The following is an 18,099-nucleotide window of genomic DNA, read 5'->3' on the forward strand; positions in this document are numbered from 1 at the left end:
TAATTTTTATATTTTTTTTAATTTTAATATTCTAAAAAATTAAAGGAAAAAAATATATAAAATGTATTTTATAGATGAAGCAATTAATGAAATTAAAGCTGGTAATGGTGGTAATGGCATTGTTTCTTTTAGAAAAGAAAAATATGTTCCTTTTGGTGGTCCTGATGGTGGCAACGGAGGAAAAGGTGGATCTATTTTTTTTATAGGAGAAAAAGGCGAAAACAATTTATTAAAACTAAAATATCAAAAACACTTAAAAGCTAAAAATGGTGAAAATGGTAAAAACAAAAATAAACATGGTGCTAATGCTGAAAATATTTACATAAAAGTTCCTTTAGGAACTATTATCTATAATTTAAAAAATCAAATAACTGGAGAAATATTAAAACACGGTGAAATATTAACTATTGCAAAAGGAGGAAGAGGCGGAAAAGGAAATAAATCTTTAGCAAATTTTAAAAATCCAGTTCCTACATATGCAGAAAAAGGGGGATTAGGAGAAAGTTTAACAATTAAAACTGAATTAAAAATTCTAGCTGATGTTGGTTTAATAGGTTATCCTAGTGTAGGTAAATCTACTTTAATTTCTATAATTTCTGATGCTAAACCAAAAATAGCTGATTACCATTTTACCACTTTAAAACCTTACTTAGGGATGGTTTATGTCAACAATCAAAGTTTTATTGTAGCTGATTTACCAGGTTTAATACCAAATGCTCATTTAGGACGAGGAATGGGAATTAAATTTTTAAAACATATCGAAAGATGTCGAATTTTAATACATATTTGTGATATGAGCAAAAAAAATCCATTAAAAGATATTGAAAATTTAAATCAAGAATTAAAAATATATAATAAAAATTTATTACAAAAACCACAAATAATTGTAGCCAACAAAATGGATATACCAGGAGCAAAAATAAAATTAATCAAATTACAAAAAAAAATATTAAATAAAATTATAATTCCCACTTCATTATTAAAAAATAAAAATTTAAAAATATTAAAATATAAAATGTTAGAAATGTTAAAAAAAAATATTATAAATTTACCATTATATGAAAATTCTTCTTTTAAAATATATACATTAGAAAAAGAAAAACCTGATTTTATTATTAAAAAAGATTATAAAGGATTTTTTGTTGTTGAAGGAGAAAAAATAGAAAAATTTTTTTATAAAACTGATTTTAATAATGAAGAAGCTACTAAAAAATTTGCTATTTTTTTAAAAAAAATAGGTGTTGAAGAAGAATTGATGAAAAAAGGAGTTTATTTTTCTAAAAATAAAATTAAAATTTGTGATCGTATTTTTGAATTTATAAATTAATTTTATTATAGAAAAATTAATTTATATAATGAAAAAATATAATTTAATAATTTTAAAACAAATTATTTTGACATCTCTTTTATCAGCTTTATCAATCGTACTAGTGAAAATGAATAATATAATACAATTAAATATTCAAATTATAAAATTTAGAAACTATGATTACGCAATTAAATTTTTACCATTAATAATAATGTCTTTTTATGTTCCCTTTTATTTATCTTTTTTAGGTTCTTTTTTATCAGAAACATTAGGTTTTTTTTTAATTAACAATAATCAAAAATATACTTATAATCCTATAATTAGTATTATAATTGCTATTTTATTTGGTGTTTTACCGGGTTTAATTTTGAAAAAAAAAAATAACTATTTAAAATTTTATATTTTTTTTATTTTAATTTCATTTTTTTATCAAATTTTTAATACTTTATCTTTTATATACTTTAATATATATTATTATCATGATAATAACAATATAAATTTTTGGAAAACAATTGAAATAAAATATATATTATCAAAATCATTATCAATTTTAATAACGCCATTTTTTTTAACTTTTATTATAAAAAAAATAATAAATAGTTTGAATTTTTTCGATGAAATCATAAAATAAAAAAAGTTATTCTTTCTATTATAGAAAATAACTTTTTTTATTTAAAATATATTTTTTTTAATTTTTTTAAAAAATTTTGTTTATCCATTTCTTAAACTTATTGAAAAAATTATTTTTATTTTTAATTTTTTTAATAGGGCATATAGATAAACTCTTATTTGAATTAATTATATTTGATAAATTTTCGAAATTATTATCTTTAGAATTTTCAAAAATATCTTCTTCTTTAAGTGAATACATAGATACAGAAGATTGAAAAGGCGAATCTGTATGATTATTAATGGAATAATTATCAACAAAATTTGTTAAATCAATATCGTCATCATCTACAAGACTATAATTATCATAAGAAGGCAACGTAATTTTTTCATCAACTTTTTCATTATTAAATATATATTCAAATATAACTACAGGTATAAAATAATTAGTAAACAAATAATATTTTTTTTCTAATTTAAAATTTTGTTTATTATGTTCAATTAAATGCAATTTATTTTTATGAATAATATCAAAAAATGGAAAAAGTTGATATTCTTTATATTTTATTTTTCCTTTATTTGCTTTCATAATTTCTTCAATTGAAAAATCTAATTCTTTAACAACATCATCAGGCAAAATAGTAACCGGTAAACTAGATATTATCCCTTCAATATTTTCAAATTGAAAACCGTTTTTTGTTAATAATGTTTTAATATCTTTTACATTACCTTCAATAACTTTTAATCCAGGAAAACGTTTACTTAAAAATTTACAAGAATCCGAATTAATCTCAATAGAAATAATATTTTCTTCTCCATATTTATCAACTAAATATTGAGTAATATTTCCTATTCCAGCACCTAATTCTAAAATTTTTTTATTACTAAAATTTAATTCATCTTTAGTTTTATTAGTTATATTATTACTAATTTCATTAGCAAAATGTTGTGCTTCAACACTTAGTAAAGAACCTTGTGTACTATGTTCCATCAAAGCTTTTCTCATGTGTTGTAAATCATATTTATTATAAAAAATTAAAGATATACAAAAAAATAATAAAATAATTAAAAATAATTTAAATAATTTGTAAATTTTTAAATTATTAATAAAAATTAAAGATCCACCTAAAAAAAGAAAAGATAACATAATTTTAAATAAATTTAAAATTAATGATATTGAATTTTTTTTAATATAAGGAGAAATAAAAAGATTATATAGAAAATTATTTTTTAAAAAATACATTTCATTTGTAAAAAAATCTTTAAAAAAATATATTGAAAAATCAATTAAAAAATAAAAAAAAGGAAAAATTAAAAGAATCCAAAGATTTTTATAATTCGGAAAATCATAATTGTAACAAAAAAAATATAAAAATAAAATAGGGAAAATAAAGTAACCTAAAATATAATTAAAAAAATAAATAAAAACACCTAAATTATTTGTAGAATTTGGACTAATTAATCCAATATTTTTAGTAACATCAACTAAAATAACAACCGAAAGCAAAATATTTACCAAAGCAATAAAATTCAATTCAGAAGCAATTTTTTTATATTGTAATTTACTAATAAATTTACTTTTTGAATTAATAAAACTTAAAATCAAAATTAAAAAAACAAATAAATAACTACATTGTGTTAAACTCAAAATATTTTCGAATATTTTTCCAGTAACAAAAAATTCAATTATAATATTTAATAAAAAAACAATAAAAGATATAATAACTAAAATAAAACGAAAAATAAAATTTTTTTTATTTTCAATATTTTTATACATAAATAAATAAAACACCGTATGCTTTCTAATTCATTAATTAAATATAAATATCATACTTAACTTAAATTTACTTAAAAAATTTAATTAAAAATTAAATAAATCAAATTCTTTTAAAATTTAATTTTTTTAAAGAACGAGCAGATATTTTAATTTTTTTAATTTTACCATTTTCATCTTTAATACGAATGTTTTGTAAATTTGTTTTCCAAATTCTCTTGGTTGCATTCATAGCATGACTACGTTTATTACCAAATAAAGTTGATTTTTGTGAAATATAACATTTTCCCATAATAAAATTTTTTACACCTTCCAATATAAAATATTTTTTTTATTTAAAGAATAATATATTAAAAATATTTGATAAAAATATAAAAATATACTAAAATAAATAATGATTAATATAATTATATTATAATTATTAAAAAAAATCAAATTTGAAATTTAAAATATTTTTTATATTTTCTATAATTTAAAATATAAAACATTAAATTAAAAAATATTATTAACCATTAATATAAAAAATAAATTAGAAAATAGGTAAAAATCAAAATGATAAATACAAAAAAAATTAACGCAGATTTATTTAAAAAAATGATAACTAATGGTGCCATTAATTTAAAAAATAATTATAAAAAAATAGATAATTTAAATGTTTTCCCTGTGCCAGATAGAGATACAGGAAATAATATGAAAATGACAATGATGGAAGGCATTAAAGAAATTAACAAAATAAAATCTAACTCTATTATTAAAATTGCAGAAGTTTTATCTAAAGCTTTATTAATAGGAGCTAAAGGTAATTCAGGAGTTATCTTATCTCAATTTTTTGATGGAATTTATATAAAATTAAAAGAAATTAATAAAAACACTATAAACATTTCAGATTTTATGCAAACTTTAATTTGTGGATATAAAAAAGCTTATCAAGCTGTATTAGAACCAACAGAAGGAACTATTTTAACAGTAATTAGAGAATCTGTAGAAAATATGAAAGAGAAAGAATACAAAGATAAAGATATTAAAGAATTAATGCAAAAAATAATTAAAAATAGCGAGATTTCTTTAGAAAAAACACCACAATTATTACCTATTTTAAAAAAAGCTAAAGTAGTTGATAGTGGAGGAGCTGGTTTTATTGAAATTTTAAAAGGAATGTTAATGTTTTTGCAAGGTAACAAATTAAAATATGATAATAAAGACAAAGAAGAAGAAACAAATAATTTCGAATTTATTCATAATTTAAATATAGAAGAATTAAAATATATTTATTGTAGTGAATACATAATAAATTTAAAAAATAATAATGAAATAAATAAAGAAAAAATAAAAAAATCATTATATAATAAAGGAGATTCTATAGTTTTAATTATTAATGAAAATATTTTAAAATTACATATACATACTAATAATCCTGATATTATATTAAATTATCTATTAAATTACGGTGAATTAAATAAAATAAAAATAGATAACATGAAACAACAATGTCAAAAAATAATAAAAACAAAAAAAATAATCAATTAAAAAATCAAAAAATAATTCCAAATATACTATAATAACTGTAGTATTTGAAAAAAAATGTTAAAAACAATTCGAAATTTAAATGCCAACATTATAATTAGATTAAAAAATAAATATGTCGTCAAAATTTGATTATTTTATAAAAAAAATTAAAGAAATTAATAATAAAAACATTATTATTTTATATAACAAAAAAATATATCTTAAAGTAAAAAAATTATTAATATTTTACTTGAAAATAATATACAAAATAAATAATAATAAATATAAAATAAATACTATAATATAACATTAAAAAATAATCACAATAAAAATGATTTTTTATGTTGTTCAGAAGAATAAAATATATCAAAATAATGATTTAAAAAATGCGAAAAAGATACTTAAATTACTAACAAAATAACAAATTATTAATATTATAATAATATTATGATACACAATAATAATACAACAGCAAATTTTCTCATTTCTAAAAACTAAATAATTCAGGATTAAAACAGAGAATAAAAGCAAATTAAGAGAAAAATATTTAAACAAAATATTATAAAAAACGAAGATAACAAGAAATAAGATTTAAAACAATTCTAAGATAATAAAGAAGAATAATAAAATAAATTGGAAATAAAATAGTTAAAGTTTTCAATTCTTAAAGCAATTAAATATTTTTTTTGTTTAAATACTTGAAATTATAAACCTAAAAAAGTTAATAAAACATAAAAATCAACACTGTCAAAAAATAATTTATTATAGTATAGTAAATAATAATTTATATTTAAAAAATATTTTAAAAAATAAAATAAAATTAACCGAATTATGCTTGGAAACTTATTTACATAATAATAGTATATTTGGAATTTTTTTAGAGGATCAAAAAATAAATATCGTAATATAAAACACCCTAATTCTATTCCGATAAACTACTTTTTATTTAATAAAAAAATTAACAAAAAACGATTAAGAATTTTAAACTATTTTTTTATAATAAAAATATAATCCAAAAAAAAATCTAAATAATTTAAAATTATTTTTTTAAAAAAATTCGTTAAAAAATAAACAGAAATTATAAAAAATGAAGAAAAAATAAAAATATAATAATGATATAAATTTATCATTTAGGAATATCAAGAAAATTGAAAAATAAAACATACTTAATAAATAATATGTAAGAAGATAATTATTTCTTATTATAAGCTATCAAAATCTCATTATAAAACCAAATTAAATAATCTTCGTTATTAATCATCGTTAATATAAAATATAATATATAAGTAACAAAAAAAAAAGAAAAAGTTAGATATAAATTATCTAACTTTTTCTTTTTTTTTGTTACTTATTACAATTATCAATAATAAATTTTTTATAAATAATAATAATAAATAAAAAAATAAATAACAATTTAAAAATTAACAATTGGAGCGGACGAGGGGAATCGAACCCCCATTTCGTGCTTGGCAAGCACGTATAATAACCACTATACGACGTCCGCACAAGATTTGATTTTAAAAAAAAAAAAAAATAATAACTTATATATATATATAATTTTGGTGCCCTCAACAAGAATCGAACTTGTATTTTAGCATTACCATTGCTATGTTTTACCATTAAAACTATAAGGACTCACCAAATAATAAATTAATTTTTTTTGAAAATTAAATTTAATAAAAATCATAATCAAAAATATTATACACTAAATCAAAAAATAATAAATATAATAAAATTATTTTACTAAAAATAAAAAATTAATTTGTATCATTAATAGATAAAAAATTATCTTTATTATCAATAGATAAAATTTTAATAACCTTAACTTTAGTAATAACTCTATTAATATATTTTAAACTCTGAAATCGATAACCTTGAAAAATAATTGTTACATTTTCGTTTTTTTTAGGCCATCTTTTTAATTGACTAATCATAAAACCACTAATTGTATCATAATCATCAACTGGCAATCCAGCTTGAAGAATATTTTCAACTTCATATAAACTAGTAAATCCTTTAATTATATATTCATGATCAGAAATTTTTTCAATATCAACACTTTTATTATCATATTCATCTGCAATTTCACCTAAAATTTCTTCAATCAAATCTTCAATAGTAACAATACCAGCAGTTCCACCATATTCATCAATAACAATAGACATATGATTTTGTTTCAACTTCATTTCTCTAAACAATTCGCTAATTTTTTTAAATTCCAAAACATAATGAGCTTCTCTCATAAAACAATTAATTGAAAATTTTTTACTTTCATTAATATCTATTTCATTATTTTCTATTAAATATTTAAAAAAATCTTTAATATGAATTATACCAATAATATTATCTATACTTTCATCATATACTGGAAATCTAGTATATTTGTGAACTTCGATAAATTTAATTAATTCTTTTTTAGTGAAATTAATTTCAATCGCAACTATTTCTTTTCTATGACGCATTACTTCTGAAACAGAAGTATTATCGAATTCAAAAACATTTTGAATAATTTCGTTTTCATTTCGATCAATAATACCTTTTCGGTAACTAGAAGATAATAATAAACGAATTTCGTCTTCAGAAAAAGAATTAAAAATTTTATTTGGATCAAATCCTAAAATAATTAAAATAAAATTATTAATTTTAGTTAATAACCAAACTAAGGGAGTAAAAATAAAAGAAATAAAATTCATTAAATTTACAAAAATATAAGCAGTTTTTAAAGGAGAATTCATAGCTAATCTTTTAGGAATCAACTCACCAAAAATAATAGAAACAAAAATAATAATTATTTCAATAATATATAACTTAAAACCTTGAATATTATTAATATTATTAAAATATTTCATAACAACATTACCTTGTAAAAAAGTTAAGATATGAATCATTATTTGAATCATTGATAAAAAATTTGTTGGTTTTTCTTTATTTTTTTTAACTTTAATGGCTTTTTTAAAACCTTTTTTTATATCTAAATCAATTGCGTTCTCACTTGATGAAACCAAAGCTATTTCACTAGCAGCAAAAATAGCATTAAACATTATCAAAATCATTAATATAATTATAGGATATGTTAAATCTCCTAATGACAACGACGGCACTTATAATATAACCTCTTTTTTTCTATTTAAAAAATTTTCTTAAAAATTAAGTTGATTTAATATATTTTTTATACTATTATTTAAATAATTTTATTTATTCTGTATAAATTATATAATATATTGTTAATATTAATAAAATTAAAAAAATAAAATACTTTTAGTATATAAATAATTGAAACAATTAGAATAAAATATAATTTTAAAAATCTTTATAAAAATATATAAATTCAAAATACATATAAATTTTAACATTTATTTATAAAAATTTTAAAATAATCAATATTAAAAAAAAATATAAACTTAAAAATTAAAAAATTATTTAATTAATTCTTCAAATTCATGTTCTTGTAAAACTTTAATATTAAATTTTTGAGCTTTTAATAATTTAGAACCTGGATTTTTACCTAAGATTAAATAATTTGTTTTATGAGTAACGCTATTAATAATAATACCACCTAATTCAATAACTTTTTTTTTAGCTTCATTTCTAGAATATTTTTCTAAAATACCTGTAAAAATAACTTTTTTATTTTTAAAAATATTATTTTTAATATTATTTTTACTTTTAAAATAAAATAAATTTAATCCTGAATTTTTAAATTTTTTTATTACTTTTAAATTCTCTAAATTTAAAAAAAAATCTTGAATATTTTTAGTACTTTTTATTCCTATTTCATTAATTTCTAATAAACTTTCTATGGAAGCGTTTTGTAAATTATCAATATTTTCAAATTTTTTAGCTAAAATTTTAGCTAATTGAATACCAACATTTTTAATTCCTAAACCTATTAAAAAATTAGATAAACATTTATTTTTACTTTTTTCTAAAGAAGTAATAATATTATTAAATTTTTTTTTACCAAAACCATGTAATTTTTCAATTTGTTTTTGATATTTATTTAAATAATATAGATCTGAAATATTATTTACAAAACCTTGATAAAATAATGTTTTTAAAGTTTGTAATCCTAAAGCATTAATATCCATAGCAGGTTTAGAAACAAAATAAGATAATGATTGTATTTTTTTTTCTTCACATTCTGAATTAAGGCAAAAATAATTAGCATCTTGTTTAATTAATTTTGAATTACAACAATAACAATTTGTAATCATTTCAAAAGGAATTTGATTTTTCCTTTTAGTTTTAATAACCTCTATAATTTCTGGAATAATACCGCCAGATTTGTGAACCAAAACAAAATCATTAATTCTAATATCTTTTTTTTTAATATAATCAAAATTATGTAAATTAACTTTAGAAATTAAACTACCATCAACTATAGTTGGTACAATTTCCGCAATAGGAGTAATAACACCTGTTCTTCCGATTTGAAATAAAATATTATTAATTAAAGTTTCAGTTTTAAAAACTTTAAATTTATAAGCAATAGCCCATTTAGGAGCTTTAGCAGTATAACCAATTAAATCATGAAATGATAATTCATTAATTTTAATTACAACGCCATCAGTGTTATAACCTAAATGATTTTTTATTTGTTCATAATAATTAATTTTTTTAATTAATTGATCCAAATTAGAAACATATTCATAATGATTATTAACAGGAAATCCTAAATAAATTAAAAACTCTAAAATTGATTTTTGAGTAATAATAAATTTCGGAGGATTTACAATAGTATAGAGAAAAATAGATAAATTTCTTTTCGAAACAACCTTAGAATCTAATTGTCTTAAAGTCCCAGAAGCTGCATTTCTTGGATTAGCAAATAAACTTTTATTTTCTGTTTTTCTAATTTCATTCAAAAAATTAAATGATGCATGAGACATATAAACTTCACCACGAACTTCTAAATCTAAAGGTTCTTTTAATTTTAAAGGTAATTGTTTAATAGTTTTAACATTATCAGTAATTAATTCTCCTTGATAACCATCACCCCTAGTAATAGCTTTTTCTAAAATTCCTTTTTTATATTTTAAACTAACTGCTAATCCATCTATTTTTAATTCAGTCAATAAAGTAAAATTAGAAATTTCTTTTGCAATTCTATAATAAAATAATTTTAATTCTTTAATATTAAAAACATTGTTTAACGATAACATTGATTTTTCATGAAAAACTTTATGAAATTTTGATGAAATAGGACCACCAATTTTAGTTGTTGGACTAAATTTATAATTATATTCTGGATATTTAGATTCTAAATATAGCAATTCTCGAATTAAAGCATCATATTGTTGATCGCTCAAACTAGAATCATTTAAAGTATAATAATCGTAATTTGCTTTATTAATTTTATCAATCAAAAATATAATTCGTTTTTCAATTTCTTTCATTAATTCTACCTTATTTACATAATAAAATAAAAACATAAATAATAAATAATTATTTATTATTTTATAGATAATTTTTTAACAACATTTTTAAATCCAATAGGTAAAACACTTTCTAAAAAAATATTTTTTTTAGTTATAGGATGAATAAACTCTATTTTTTTAGAATGTAAAAATTGACCATCACTAGAAAAATAATTATCTTTTAAACCATATAATTTATCACCTAATATATGATGTTTTAAATAAGATAAATGAACTCGAATTTGATGTGTTCTGCCTGTTTCTAATTGACATTCTATTAAAGAACAATTATTAAAATATTTTAAAACTTTAAAATAAGTAATAGATAGTTTACCATTTTTTATAACAGCCATCTTTATACGATTATATGGATCTCTACTAATAGGTAAAATAATTTTACCTTGTTGTTCTAAATGACCATTAATTAAAGCCCAATAATACCTTTTTATTTCTCTTTTTTGAATAGATAATTGTAATTTTTGTCTAATTTCATCATTTTTAGCTACAATCATCAAACCAGTTGTATCTTTATCTAAACGATGAACTATTCCCGGTCTTAAACCCTCCATTTTTCTAAAATTTTTAATTTGAAATAATAAACCATTTATCAAAGTAACTCCAGAAAAACTTATAGAAGGATGAACGACTAAATTTTTAGGTTTATTTATAACAACTAAAAATTCATCTTCATAAACAATTTCTAAATTTAAATTAATAGGTTTTAAAACATTAAAAGAAGTTTGTTCAGGCATAAAAATTTTTATATGATCATTTTCTTTTAGAATATAACTTTTTTTAGATGGATTATTATTAACTAAAATTTTTTCCGAAATTATTAACTTTTGACATCTGTTTTTACTAAAATAAATTTTTTGATTTAAAAAATGATCTAAACGCATACCTTTTTCTACGCCAACAATAAAAAAATTTTGCAACAAATTTATTTTATTCCTCTCTAGTAAAAAATAATATTATAATTAAAAAATAAAAAATCTCTTAAAAAGAGATTTTATAAAATATTAATTTAAATATAAAATATATTTATTTTTATTTACTACAGTCTTCTTTTTCTATTTTTTTAAGATTTTTTTTTAATTTATCATTTTCCCACCATTCAATAACACCAGTGTTTAAAATTTCTTCTAAATCTTTTTGAGTAATGGTTTCTATTTCTAATAAATATTTAGAAATTAATTCTAAAAGATCTCTATTGTCAGTAATAATTTGCTTAGCATTTTTATAACAATCATCAATTATCTTTTGAATTTCTTTATCAATTTCCACAGCTTTAGAATCTGAAAAATTTTTATAAAAATTATTTTCCATATACTGAATAGGGCCTAAATCACTCATACCATATTGAGTTACCATTTTTTTAGCAATTTCTGTAGCATATTTAAAATCACTATATGCACCATTAGAAACATCTTTAAATACTATTTCTTCAGCAGCTCTACCACCTAAAAAAGAAGTTATTTGAGCTAAAAGTCTTTTCTTAGAAGAAAAAAAAGTTTCTTCTTGAGGTAAAGTTAAATTATATCCACCAGCATTACCTCTAGGAATAATCGTTACTTTTTGAATTTGGTTAGCTTCTGGTAATTTTAAACCAATCACAGCATGACCTGATTCATGATATGCAACCATTCTTTTTTCTTTATCGTTATATTTTTTACTTTTTTTAGAAGGTCCCATTAAAACACGATCCAAAGCTTCACTAATATCTTTATTGTCAATCATTGAAACATTTCTTCTCGTAGCTAATAATGCAGATTCATTTAAAATTGCTTCTAATTGAGCTCCACTAAATCCTGGAGTTTGTTTAGCTAAAGATTCAAAATCTACATCATCATTAAATTTTTTATTTCTAGCATGAAGTTTTAAAATAGCTTCTCTATCTTTAACACTAGGTAAAGAAATATTAAAATGACGATCAAAACGACCTGGTCTAGTAACAGCAAGATCTAAAGATTCTGGTTGATTTGTCGCCGCCATTACAATAACGCCAATATTTTTAGTAAATCCATCCATTTCAACCAATAACTGATTTAAAGTTTGATCATGTTCACTATTACTATAATTTACACTCCCTCTTTGATGTGATATAGTTTCTATTTCATCAATAAAAATTATACAAGGAGCATTTTGTTTAGCTTCATTAAATAATTTTCTAATTCTAGAAGCACCTAACCCTACATATACTTCTATAAAATCAGAACCAGAAACAGCAAAAAAGGGGACTTTAGCTTCACCAGCAACAGCTTTCGCTAACAAAGTTTTTCCAACACCAGGAGGTCCAAATAATAAAACACCTTTAGGGATTCTAGCACCCATAGCTTCATATTTAAAAGGGTTTTTTAAAAAATCAATCAATTCTGACATTTCTTCTTTTTCTTCATCAGCTCCAGCAATATCTTTAAAAGTAAACTCTTGTTGATTAACTAAAACTTTTTGTCTTGATATATTTAAATTTTTACCAGAAATTTGAGCACTAGTTTTTTCAATACTATTGTATATAAAATAAAACATAATAATCAAAATACAAATATTCAAAGCAGACATAAAAGGAGAAAATCCAAAATAAGGTTGATATTCTTTTCTTTTTAATGGAATTAAATTAGTTTTTGCGTTAATTATTTGAATCAAATCATTTAATTTTAATGTTGAAATGTTTTTTTCACTAATGGGTGTTTCTATAATTTCAAAACAAGTTTTCATTATTTCTTTATAAGTTTCTTGATCAACATTAGTAAATGTTTTTTCTTGCGACCATTCATCTTGTTGGCCCCATTGAAAAACAATTACATAAGAACCAAAATTCGAAGTTTCATTAATATCAAATTTTTTTATTCTAAGATTATTATTTCCTGGTTGTTCTAATTGTGATTTTTTAATTTGTTTTAATACAGAAATTATTTCTATAGGTTTATTATTTTCATGTTGATAATTCATTTCCATAAGAATTAAACAATATAATAAACTTAAAATTAAGAAAATAAGACAAAACCAAAAAATATTAAAATTTTTAAAAATGTCTTTTATATTTTTTTTCATTAATTTAATATTCCTTATTGTGTAATATTATATAAATAAAATTATAAATTATTTAATTTCAATTATGTTTATATAATTTAATTGTTTTGTAATTTACTTTAGGATTTATAATTTATTTTATCATAAAAAAAAAAAAATATATTAAAATGATTATTTTAAAATCAAATAACAATTATTTTTTTTACCTAAAGTTCTATTAATATATATTTGCGGTATCCATAAAATTTGATCTTTATTATCAACTATTAACCATAATTCATCTCTTTTATATAAAGGTATTTTTTTTTCAATTAAAAAACTTTTTAATTTTTTTGTACCATATAAAAATTTTAAAACATCACCTTGTTTACGATGTCTTAATTTCAAAGGTAATAATAAATTATCATAATAAATTTTACATATATAATTAACAAAAAAATTTATCAATTCTAAAACAAAAACAATCAATAAAATAGGTTTTTTTAATTGTTTCAAAGAGTTTTTTGTTTTATCTAACAGAAAAAATTGATCGTAACTTTTAACAAATTGAAAATTTTTAGAAAGATCCCAAAATAAATTAGGTTTTAGTTTTTCTTTTAAACCCTTAATAATATTTTCTAATAAATTAAAATTTTTAAAAATATTTTTATTTTCTAATAAAAATAAAATAATATCTTTTTGTACTGCCGAATTTAAATTTAAAAATTTTTTTAAACAAAAAATATTAGAATTGTGTAATTTTAAAAAATTTTTCGTTTCATTTCTAATCAATTCATAAGTTTCTAATAGTTGAAAATGATAAATTTTAATATGTTTTAAAAAATTAATATCTTTTTTAAATAAAGGCATAATTTGATTACGAATTTCATTACGTTTATAAATATTTAAATTATTAGTAATATCATCTAAATAATTAATATTATTTTTTTTGGCATAATGCAAAATGTCTTTTTTAGTCACATATAAAAAAGGTTTTAAAAAATAAAAATCAGAAATTTTTTTTTTTACTTGCATACCACCACTATAACCCAACAAAGAACTTCCACGAGCAATTTTCATAAAAATATTTTCTGCCAAATCATCTAAATGATGAGCTGTTATAATATAATTAGTATGATAACGAAAAGCAACTAATTGTAAATTTTTTTGTCTTAAAAGCCTAGCTTCATTTTGAAAATTATTTAATGATGATAATTTAATTTCAAAATAAAAAAAGGGAATTTTATTTTTTAAACAATAATCTTCTACTAATATTTTATCTTTATATGATTCTTCTCTTTTTAAATGATTAAAATGAACTACAGCTAAACGAATATTTTTGTGAAATAAAACATTTAATAATGTCATTGAATCTACTCCACCACTAACCGAAATAATATAAAATAATTTTTTATTCAAATTAATAGATAAACTAATACTACACATAATTAATATCCCTTTTAATAAAAAATAATTAAAAATTAATAATTTAAATTTAAAATTTTTAATTGTTCTTTTTCTACAGAATCAGGAGTTTCCAACATTAAATCTTTAGCACTTTGAGTCTTAGGAAAACCAATAACATTTCTAATATTACTAGTTTTATTAAACAACATAGATAAACGATCTAAACCTAAAGCAATACCACCATGAGGTGGAGTTCCATATTTTAAAGATTCTATAAAAAAACCAAATTTTTTTTCAATTTCTTCATCAGTAAAACCTAAAGTTTTAAACATTAATTGTTGAATATTATAATCATTAATTCTTAAAGAACCACCGCCAATTTCATAACCATTCCATACTAAATCATAAGATTGTGCAAAAGATTTATTTGGATTTTTTTTGAAAATTGATATATCTTGAGGTTCAGTAAAAGGATGATGAATACTATAGTATCTATTTGTTTTAACATCAAATTCTAATAATGGAAAATCTGTAATCCATAACAATGATTCTTTAGTATAATCAATTAAATTTAAATCTTGAGCTAATTGATTTCTAACAAAACCTAAAGCTTTATTAATATATAATTGATTTTTTAAATCATCATTGAAATAAAAAAATATTTCATTTTCATTTAAAAAACTATTATCATCGATATATTGACTTAAAAAACCCTTAATAACTTGATTTTCTTTTTTTAATGTAACTAAATTTAAATTATATTTTTCTTTTAATATTGATTTATATTTATTTATTATTTTATTTGTTAAATTTATTTTTGAAAAATTCTTTTTAACTTTAATTCCTTTAATTTCACCATTAAAAATATTTTTTTCTATAATTTCTTTTTTTAAATAATAAGTAATATTTTCAATCGGAAGTTCAAACCTTAAATCTGGTTTATCAGTTCCATAAGTATTTATAGCTTTTTCATAAGTTAATGTTAAAAAAGGTGCAGATAAATTTTTATGCCAAATTTTTTGAAACAAATCAATCATTATATGTTCAACTAAATTCATAATATTTTTTTTTGTTAAAAAAGATGCTTCAATATCTATTTGTGTAAATTCAGGTTGCCTATCAGATCTTAAATCTTCATCACGAAAACAATGCGCTATTTGAAAATATCTTTCAAAACCAGATATCATATATAATTGTTTAAAAATTTGAGGAGATTGAGGTAAAGCATAAAATTTACCAGAATAAAGTCTAGATGGAACTAAATAATCTCGTGCTCCTTCTGGAGTTGATTTAGACAATAAAGGAGTTTCTAGTTCTAAAAAATCATTAAATAAAAGATTTTTACGAATAATTTGAGTAATATTATGTCTAGTTATTAAAAATGATTTCATTTCATTTCTTCTTAAATCTAAATAACGATATTTTAATCTTATTTCTTCTAAAGGTTCAATAGAAGTTGTGGCAATACTAAAAGGTAAAGTTTTAGCTTTAGATAATATAAATAATTCAGATATTAAAACTTCAACATCGCCTGTACTTAACATTTTATTTTTATTAATACGTTCTCTTACTAAACCTTTAACTTCAACAACAGTTTCTATTTTTAAACATAAAATTTTTGGATATTGAAAATGATCAGATTTTACAATTAATTGAATATTACCTGTAAAATCCCTTAAATCTAAAAAAATCATTTTACCCAAATTTCTTTTATTCGATATCCAACCTTTTAAATAAACTTTTTCTCCTATATTTTTTAAGTTTAATTCATTATTATTATGAGTATATTTAATATTCATAAACCAAGTTCCTTTTTTAAATATTGAATCATTTCTAATTGAGATAATTTTTTTTGATTTTGATTAATAGTATTTTTTATAGAAATTTCATTATTTCTATCTTCTTTTTCACCCAAAATAACAAAATATTTAGGATTATATTTTAAAGCTTTTTTTAATTGTTTTACAAAAGGTAAAAAACGATAATTAATATCAGTTTTAATACCAGCGTTTCTTAATTGATTTACTAAAAATAAGGATTTTAAAAATAATTTAGATTCCAAAAATAAAAAATAAACATCTAATTGATTATTGTTATAATTTTGTAATAAATCATATTTTTTTAAAACAGAAATTAAACGTTCTGTTCCTAAAGCAAAACCAATACCTGATGTTTTATTACCTCCTAAAATTTCAACTAATTGATCATAACAACCGCCTCCGCCTAAACTATTTTGTCTTTCGATAGAATCTGAATTTAAAATAATTTCAAAAACAGTATGGTTATAATAATCCAATCCTCTTACTAAATTAGGACATATTTCAAAATTAATTTTCATAAATTTTAAACCTTTAATTACAATATCAAAACGTTGTTGGGAAAAATCATTTAAATAATCCGTAATTAATGGTGCTGATTTTAAAAAATTTTTTTGCGAACAATTTTTACATTCTAAAATTCTCAAAGAATTTTTTTTTAATCTTTCTTTACATAAAGAACATAAAAAATTATATTGATTTTTTATATAATTATTAAAAACTTGAATATAGCTTTTATAAGAACTTTCATCGCCTAAAGTATTAATAATAATTTTAAAATCCTTTAATCCTAAAAAAAATAACATTTCTGAAATCATTACAATAACTTCTAAATCTAAAAAAGGCGTGTTTTCACCTAAAACTTCCACTCCTATTTGATGAAATTGACGATAACGACCTTTTTGTGGCCTTTCATAACGAAAAAAAGAACCTAAATAATAAAATTTATTTAAATTTTTATTAAAGTCTAATTTATTTTCAATATAACTGCGAACAACACCTGCTGTACCTTCCGGTCTTAAAGCAATAAATCTACCTTTTTTATCATAAAAATTATAAATTTCTTTATTAACCATATCAGAATAAGTTGCTGTTCGATGAAAAATTTCGTTATATTCTATTATTGGAGTTCTTATTTCTCGATAATTATAATTTTCAAAAAAAAATTTAACTTTTTTTTCTAATTCTTGCCATTGCGACATTTCATCAAATAATAAATCATATGTGCCTTTAGGTTTTTTTATAATCATA

12 protein-coding genes and 2 tRNA genes are annotated in these 18,099 nt (G+C 19.5%); 3 read left to right on the forward strand and 11 right to left on the reverse strand.

Annotated elements, in window-relative coordinates; genetic code table 11:
• Positions 1–61 precede the first annotated feature (61 nt).
• Together obgE and V9D86_RS01035 are read left to right on the forward strand one after the other, a co-directional pair.
• Entirely contained in the window at positions 62–1,327 is a 1,266-nt protein-coding gene (gene obgE, locus V9D86_RS01030; protein WP_334330949.1) for a GTPase ObgE, read from the forward strand.
• A gap of 28 nt (positions 1,328–1,355) precedes the next feature.
• Positions 1,356–1,940 (forward strand): ECF transporter S component, encoded by a 585-nt coding sequence (locus V9D86_RS01035; protein WP_334330950.1) that lies wholly within the window; start codon positions 1,356–1,358, stop codon positions 1,938–1,940.
• A 66-nt stretch (positions 1,941–2,006) separates the two neighbouring features.
• On the opposite strand, the gene V9D86_RS01040 is transcribed toward V9D86_RS01035, so the two are convergent.
• Together V9D86_RS01040 and rpmB are read right to left on the reverse strand one after the other, a co-directional pair.
• Positions 2,007–3,695: a hypothetical protein gene (locus tag V9D86_RS01040; protein ID WP_334330951.1), complete on the reverse strand. Its 1,689-nt coding sequence runs from the start codon at positions 3,693–3,695 to the stop codon at positions 2,007–2,009.
• Between the two features lie 100 nt (positions 3,696–3,795).
• A complete protein-coding gene (gene rpmB, locus V9D86_RS01045) occupies positions 3,796–3,984 on the reverse strand; it encodes a 50S ribosomal protein L28 (protein WP_334330952.1) in 189 nt (62 codons plus the stop codon).
• Between the two features lie 260 nt (positions 3,985–4,244).
• Between rpmB and V9D86_RS01050 the strand changes: the two genes are divergently transcribed.
• Complete coding sequence (locus tag V9D86_RS01050; RefSeq protein ID WP_334330953.1) at positions 4,245–5,219, forward strand: DAK2 domain-containing protein; 975 nt, start codon at positions 4,245–4,247, stop codon at positions 5,217–5,219.
• Between the two features lie 1,408 nt (positions 5,220–6,627).
• On the opposite strand, the gene V9D86_RS01055 is transcribed toward V9D86_RS01050, so the two are convergent.
• The 9 genes from V9D86_RS01055 to hisS all read right to left on the reverse strand — a co-directional run bounded on the left by V9D86_RS01055 (position 6,628) and on the right by hisS (position 18,095).
• Positions 6,628–6,702: transfer RNA gene (locus V9D86_RS01055), tRNA-Gly, on the reverse strand.
• A 56-nt stretch (positions 6,703–6,758) separates the two neighbouring features.
• Positions 6,759–6,833 (reverse strand) — tRNA-Thr (locus V9D86_RS01060).
• Positions 6,834–6,955: 122 nt separating this feature from the next.
• Positions 6,956–8,299: a hemolysin family protein gene (locus tag V9D86_RS01065; protein ID WP_496559802.1), complete on the reverse strand. Its 1,344-nt coding sequence runs from the start codon at positions 8,297–8,299 to the stop codon at positions 6,956–6,958.
• 315 nt (positions 8,300–8,614) lie between these two features.
• Entirely contained in the window at positions 8,615–10,594 is a 1,980-nt protein-coding gene (ligA, locus tag V9D86_RS01070) for an NAD-dependent DNA ligase LigA (protein WP_334330954.1), read from the reverse strand.
• A gap of 56 nt (positions 10,595–10,650) precedes the next feature.
• Entirely contained in the window at positions 10,651–11,553 is a 903-nt protein-coding gene (locus V9D86_RS01075) for an RluA family pseudouridine synthase (RefSeq protein ID WP_334330955.1), read from the reverse strand.
• Positions 11,554–11,662: 109 nt separating this feature from the next.
• Entirely contained in the window at positions 11,663–13,666 is a 2,004-nt protein-coding gene (ftsH, locus tag V9D86_RS01080) for an ATP-dependent zinc metalloprotease FtsH (RefSeq protein ID WP_334330956.1), read from the reverse strand.
• A 150-nt stretch (positions 13,667–13,816) separates the two neighbouring features.
• A complete protein-coding gene (tilS, locus tag V9D86_RS01085) occupies positions 13,817–15,070 on the reverse strand; it encodes a tRNA lysidine(34) synthetase TilS (RefSeq protein ID WP_334330957.1) in 1,254 nt (417 codons plus the stop codon).
• Between the two features lie 35 nt (positions 15,071–15,105).
• Positions 15,106–16,830 carry an aspartate--tRNA ligase gene (gene aspS, locus V9D86_RS01090; protein ID WP_334330958.1) on the reverse strand — a complete coding sequence of 575 codons (1,725 nt, stop codon included), beginning with the start codon at positions 16,828–16,830 and terminating at the stop codon, positions 15,106–15,108.
• Positions 16,827–18,095: a histidine--tRNA ligase gene (gene hisS, locus V9D86_RS01095; protein ID WP_437439147.1), complete on the reverse strand. Its 1,269-nt coding sequence runs from the start codon at positions 18,093–18,095 to the stop codon at positions 16,827–16,829. Before hisS ends, aspS begins: the two co-directional genes overlap by 4 nt.
• Positions 18,096–18,099 lie beyond the last annotated feature (4 nt).

Origin of the sequence: Candidatus Phytoplasma prunorum (genome assembly GCF_036924415.2) — a bacterium.
Classification (GTDB): domain Bacteria; phylum Bacillota_I; class Bacilli_A; order Acholeplasmatales; family Acholeplasmataceae; genus Phytoplasma; species Phytoplasma prunorum.

Excerpts from the sequence above, each read along its gene's own strand:
- obgE (WP_334330949.1), top strand. The coding sequence starts at position 62 with ATGTATTTTATAGATGAAGCAATTAATGAAATTAAAGCTGGTAATGGT.
- V9D86_RS01035 (WP_334330950.1), top strand. The coding sequence starts at position 1,356 with ATGAAAAAATATAATTTAATAATTTTAAAACAAATTATTTTGACATCT.
- V9D86_RS01040 (WP_334330951.1), bottom strand. The coding sequence starts at position 3,695 with ATGTATAAAAATATTGAAAATAAAAAAAATTTTATTTTTCGTTTTATT.
- rpmB (WP_334330952.1), bottom strand. The coding sequence starts at position 3,984 with ATGGGAAAATGTTATATTTCACAAAAATCAACTTTATTTGGTAATAAA.
- V9D86_RS01050 (WP_334330953.1), top strand. The coding sequence starts at position 4,245 with ATGATAAATACAAAAAAAATTAACGCAGATTTATTTAAAAAAATGATA.
- ligA (WP_334330954.1), bottom strand. The coding sequence starts at position 10,594 with ATGAAAGAAATTGAAAAACGAATTATATTTTTGATTGATAAAATTAAT.
- ftsH (WP_334330956.1), bottom strand. The coding sequence starts at position 13,666 with ATGAAAAAAAATATAAAAGACATTTTTAAAAATTTTAATATTTTTTGG.
- tilS (WP_334330957.1), bottom strand. The coding sequence starts at position 15,070 with ATGTGTAGTATTAGTTTATCTATTAATTTGAATAAAAAATTATTTTAT.
- aspS (WP_334330958.1), bottom strand. The coding sequence starts at position 16,830 with ATGAATATTAAATATACTCATAATAATAATGAATTAAACTTAAAAAAT.